Source organism: Megalodesulfovibrio gigas DSM 1382 = ATCC 19364 (genome assembly GCF_000468495.1).
Lineage (GTDB): Bacteria > Desulfobacterota > Desulfovibrionia > Desulfovibrionales > Desulfovibrionaceae > Megalodesulfovibrio > Megalodesulfovibrio gigas.
This window is the reverse complement of record NC_022436.1, coordinates 96780-102023: the sequence shown is the minus strand read 5'-3', so window position 1 is coordinate 102023 and position 5244 is coordinate 96780. Positions and strand designations below refer to the sequence as shown.

Genomic DNA, 5244 nt, shown 5'->3' with positions numbered 1-5244 from the left:
GGGGGAAAACCTTTCTTCAGAAAGGTTTTCCCCCGAGAGCTCCTGTCAAAGAGACCCTGCCCTAAAAGGCCTGCCCTGTCCGCGGGGCCGCCACGCGCCGGGAGGGGTCCTTGGCTTCCAGCCGTCCCGTCAGCATCTGGCTGCGATAGATGTCGCCGGAGGCCAGCCGCAGGGAGACGGAGTCCATCAATCCCGATGGATAGATGCAAAAACAGCCGCCCGCGCCGGCAACGCGCTCGCCATCCAGGGCCGCGGCGGCCAGGGGCGATTCCAGGCGCACGGTGGCGTTGCCGCGGATCATGTCCCGGCTGCCGAACCGGAAGCACAGGCGCTGCACCGTGCCTTGCTGCACGGCCTCGCGCCGGGCCTCGGCAATGAAGTGCTCCAGACTGCCTTCGCGGGAGCCGGAGCGCTGCGGCGTCAGGGTCGGCAACAGGGCGAAGAGCCCCAGGCCGAACAGCATCAGCACCACCAGAAGCTCCAGCAGGGAGAATCCGGCCGTGCTGCGGGAGCTCATTCAATTTCCCAACTGTTGACGTCTGCATCGAATTGTTCGCCGCCTTCCTTGCCGTCCGCACCCAGGCTGATGAGTTCAAACGGGCGCTTGTCCCGGCCCGGGGAACGGTAGATGAAGGGCGTGCCCCAGGGATCCTTGGGCAGCTCCTTGCGCTCCAGGTAGCCGCCTTCGCGGTAGTTTTTGGGCACGGGGTCCTGGCGGGGCTGCTCCACCAGGGCCTGCAGGCCCTGGGCGGTGGTGGGGTAGCGGCCGTTGTCCAGCTTGTACAGCTTGAGGGCGGTTTCCAGCTGCTTGATGTCCACGGCGGCCTTGGTGACGCGGGCTTCGTCCGGGCGGTCCATGATCCGCGGGGCAAGCACCGTAGCCAGCAGGCCAAGGATGATCATGACAATGAGGATTTCAATGAGGCTGAAGCCGGAGTTTCGCATGGGGCGTCACCTGTGCGGGGTTGTGTGCGCGGGTCAGTCCAGAGGGATCCAGCCCGCGGGCTCGGCGCCGAACACGTTGGACAGGCGGGGCAGGCCCGGCGGGGGTGTCTGCGGCGCGGCGGGATGCTCGCCGGCCTCCCACCACAACAGGTACTGTTCGTCCGCCGTCTGCCTGCAATACAAGGTCATTCCCGCGGTCTTGTAAAGGGGAAAGGCGATCTGCAGCCGCAACGCGCCGTGGGATGCGACGTATTGGCCGTCCAGTGTCACGGGCTGGCCTTGGCCGCCGGGGGGGTGCGTCGGGCGGCCGTCCTGCACGGTGTAGCTGCGGGCCTGGCCATCCACGTCGCGCAGGGTCAGCACCCCGGCGGCCTCGTGCAGCCAGACCTGCATGGGGGACATGCCCAGACTGAGCCGGCGATGCAGCCGCGGGGCCCCGCCGGTGTGGAGGAGCACGCCTTCACGCAGGGTCAGCGTCTCGGGCGGGGGAGCGGCCAGGGCGGATGCCGAGGCCAGATCAAAGGCCACCGTCCCGCCTTGCACCGTGCGGGCCAGCACCGTGCCGCCCGAGATCCGGGCTTCCTGGAACGGGCCGCCGGGCAGGCGCAGGGTTTTGAGGATCTGCCCTTCGGGCAGTTTCCAGACGGTGATCCAGCCCACCTGATCCACCACCACCAGCAGCCCGCCGCGGGGAGAGAAGCCCACATCCAGGGTGATGAACCGCAGCCGGGCCAGACTGGCGAACCCCTGGCCCGTGGCGATGGCCGGCCCGGCCCACAGGCCATAGGCGGCGTCGGCATAGCCGATGGTCTGCCCGTCCGGAGAAAGGGCCATGGTGGCCACGGGGGTGGGGGTGGCGTGGGCGGCCAGCTCGCCGCAGGCAGTGAGATCGAACACGCGCAGGGTGTGGTTGCCCTCGTCCAGGGCCGCCAGCCGGCCGGCCTGGGCCGCCAGGGAAAGCGCCACGGCGCGCGCGCCGCCCGGCAGGGCCAGGCTGCGGCAGGGCCAGGACGACACGATGCCGATGCCGCCATCTTCGCGGGCAAAGGCCAGGCTGGCGTCATCGGCGGCATGGGCAAGAACGCGGTCCGCCAGGGGCGTTTCCTGCACCTCGCGGGAGAGAACCAGGAAAAACGGCTGCGGCAACCCCTGGGGCGGGGCAAAAATGCTCCGCAGGGAGGGCGTCAGCTCCGCGGCGCGGGCCGCGGCAAAGGCCTGGAGAGAGCCCGGCGCCACGGCAGAAGCCGCCCCTGGGGCGGAGGCGTCGGACGCGTGAGGCCGGGGAGGACCATGGCCGGCAGTACAGCCGGCCAACAGCAGCAGGAAGACGAGCAGCAGCGTAGCCCGCAGCGCGGGCTGTGAACACGTCTCTGGGGATTGCATCATGCCGCCGGACTGGTTCAATGCAGCGACGCCAGTGTACGCGATGCCACAAAAGCCACCTGCAATACAGGCGGCTTTTGTCTTCGTCTGGTTACGATGCAATGCCTTTGAACGTCAACAGTGGGAAGACGTCCTGCGAACAAAGAAACTAGTCTTCCCGGATGACCGCAGAAGAAAATCTGGCGCTGTTCGCGGTGGTGACGCACAGGTTAACAGAAGAGCCCGCGGCTTTTGCCGTGAGCAGGGTTGCCAAGGTTTCCTTCATGTACGGCAGATTTACAAAGGTTGCCCCATCGGCCGATGAATAGCTTAAAGAGACCACGGCCCCAGCCAGCTTGAACGTCCCGGCCAATGATCCCCCGCTCATCATGCCCAGTCGCAGCACGGTGTACGGTCCCCTCCAGTTGCACTGTGCAGAGGCGTCGCCCGCGGCAACAAACAGCAACCCCTGCATCGCAGCCACAACCAAAAAAACTTTCAAGAGTCGAAGCATTGTAGCCTCCTGCGGAAATATTGGTGTTCAGTCGCGCACAGTTTCGGATGCAGCACACATTCTCTCCCAACGCCATTAAAACGGTTTCATCACAACAAGTCAATTGAAAAGCTGAATTTTCTTGACTGTAGTGCTGCATGACCAACCCCGATGCAGGCTGTAAAACTGATGTTCCAAAAGGAGGATCTTGGTATATGGTATGATGATTATTTGTAATTTTAATTAAACAATCAGCATCTTTTTGAAAATGCCATATTGTCGGTTGCTGTACCATGGCAGGATTCTTGTCCAGCGTGCTGGCAGCGTCTGCGACAATGGCGGGATCCCGACGTTTGGAACAGGCTACAGGGGATACCTCTTTCGGAACTCCGTCCCCGTCGTTTCCCTCGCACCTTTCCCTTATCGCCTTGCCCTGGCACAAGCGCCTTTGTCACAGTCATGCCCCGGCAGCAGGGCCCGATAGAGCATTTTAATTTTGAAAAAGGACATTGCGGGAGGGGGTTCGGGGGAAGAACNAAGAACCTTTCTTCAGAAAGGGTTTCCCCCGAGAATGCTTTTCAAAAACACCGTCCTCTATCCCTTCACCGCATGCAGGATTCTGGCCGCGGCCACGGCCGGGGCGATGTGTTTCTTTGCCTCGCCGGAGGTCTCCAGCCGGCCCTGCACCTGGAAGGGCTGGCTCTGGGCAGCCTCGGTCAGGGCGATCTCGAAGGCCTCGCGCAGGGCCAGGAAGGACGTCTCCACCTCGGGATACAGATTGTCCGCCCGCCAGGGCAGTTTCAGGGAGGCCGTGGCCTGGCCGCTGCGGTGGTTGGGCGTCTGCAGGACATGAAATTCCGTGGGCGTCCAGGGGCCGCGCTCGTGCTGGCCGGGCCAGCAGAAGTTCCAGCCCGCATCCGGCGGCTTGGGGATGCCGCTTTCCACCTCCACCATGGGCACGGCCAGGCTCTTTTCAAATTCCGTCAGGGTGACGGTGTATTGCAGCACCGGCCGCAGGTTGCCCCGGCCCTTGATGATGGTCCATTCCATGCGCATCAGCACTCCTCCATGACCACCAGCTCCCCGAATGGCGGCGGGCTGGGATTGAGCACAGGCGTGACCCACAGCACCGGGTATGCCGGTTCCTGCGGAAAGCAGTTGCAGGCCAGATCCGTAAAATAGATGAAGCATGCCGGGTTGATGCCGTCTTCCTCCAGCCGGGCGAAGGGCGGCCGGAAATCCGTGCCCCCGCCGCCCCTGGCCTGGAATTGCAACGGCAGATCCCAGCGGGCCAGCCGTTCCTGCGAGGTCAGCCAGGCATCGCAGGTGAACACGGTGATGGCGCTGTCAAATTCTTCCAGAATGGCGGACAGTTCCGCGGCAAAGGCGTCCAGCTCCGGTTGTGTGATGCTGCCGGAGACGTCCACGGCCACGGCCACTTCGGCCAGGTCCTCGCTTTCCAGCCCGGGCAGGTACAGCCCGGCGTGCAGATGCCGGCGGTTGGGACGAATCCAGGAAAAGTCGTTCCGGGCGGCCTGGGCCAGGAACCGGCGCAGCAGCTCCCGCCAGCTCACGGCCGGGGCGTGGCCGTCCAGGATCAGCCGCTCCAGACTGCCGGGCAACTGGCCGGCCTCCTGGGCCTTGTGCAGGGCCTGGGCCGCGGCCACGCGCCAGGAATCCTCCTCCAGCTGCCGGGGGTCGCCGCCATCCATGCCATCGTTGACGGCCTCGGCATCGCGCACTTCACCGCTCAGGCCGGGATCGTCGCTGTCGCCGTCCTGGCCGTCCTCGTCTTCACCGTCGCTGCCGGCGCCGTCGTCGGTGCGCTGCGGGGGAGACTCGGCCTCCTCGCCGCCGGGATCGGACTCCCCGGCCGTGTCCAGCCCCTCGGGACCTTCCGCGCCGGAGCTGCCGGCCTCCATGTCCTCTTCGGGGCGGATCTCCTGCGGTGGACCGCCCACGGCGCCGCCCTTGCGCTCCTCGTCATGATCCGCCAGCACGGCGTAAATGGCCTCCGCAGACTTGCCGCGGTGGGCCGGATCGTCCAGAAAGCCCGTGGGCAGCTGCAGGCCGGCATCCAGCAGCACGTGATTGATGGCATGATCGCAGGCCTTGTTCCACAGCGTCTTGTCGCGTCCGGCGCGGCGGGTGTGGTGGCAGCAGGCCAGATGCAGCACTTCATGCGCTTGCAATCCCTTGACCTTTTCCAGGGGCAGGGCCTCGATGTACTGCGGGTTGTACCCCAGGGTGCGGCCGTCGGCCCAGGCGGTGCGGCAGGCGGCGTCCTCGCGCAGCTCCAGACGCAGGGCCAGGGCGGCGAAAAAAGGATGCTCCAGCACCAGGGCGCTGCGGGCCTGAAGCATCTTGAGGCGGGCGGGTTCGTGCATGGGAAGACCTGGTGAAGCAGTGGGAGGTGATCGGGGGAAAACCTTTCTGAAGAAAGG

6 protein-coding genes are annotated in these 5244 nt (G+C 65.3%); all 6 read right to left on the bottom strand.

Annotated features, from left to right (window positions below):
• Positions 1–61: 61 nt before the first annotated feature.
• Complete coding sequence (locus DGI_RS16670) at positions 62–517, bottom strand: prepilin-type N-terminal cleavage/methylation domain-containing protein (RefSeq protein WP_021758479.1); 456 nt, start codon at positions 515–517, stop codon at positions 62–64.
• Entirely contained in the window at positions 514–945 is a 432-nt protein-coding gene (gene gspG, locus DGI_RS16665) for a type II secretion system major pseudopilin GspG (RefSeq protein WP_021758478.1), read from the bottom strand. The genes DGI_RS16670 and gspG overlap by 4 nt, the downstream gene beginning before the upstream one ends.
• A 33-nt stretch (positions 946–978) precedes the next feature.
• Positions 979–2331, bottom strand: coding sequence for a WD40 repeat domain-containing protein (locus tag DGI_RS16660; RefSeq protein ID WP_144284260.1), 1353 nt, complete (start codon positions 2329–2331; stop codon positions 979–981).
• A 145-nt stretch (positions 2332–2476) separates the two neighbouring features.
• The gene (locus DGI_RS16655) at positions 2477–2821 is read right to left on the bottom strand and encodes a hypothetical protein (protein WP_021758476.1); all 345 of its coding nucleotides are present in this window, start codon (positions 2819–2821) and stop codon (positions 2477–2479) included.
• Positions 2822–3394: 573 nt separating this feature from the next.
• A complete protein-coding gene (locus DGI_RS16650; protein WP_021758475.1) occupies positions 3395–3856 on the bottom strand; it encodes a hypothetical protein in 462 nt (153 codons plus the stop codon).
• Complete coding sequence (locus DGI_RS16645) at positions 3856–5187, bottom strand: DUF2201 family putative metallopeptidase (RefSeq protein WP_021758474.1); 1332 nt, start codon at positions 5185–5187, stop codon at positions 3856–3858. Before DGI_RS16645 ends, DGI_RS16650 begins: the two co-directional genes overlap by 1 nt.
• Positions 5188–5244 lie beyond the last annotated feature (57 nt).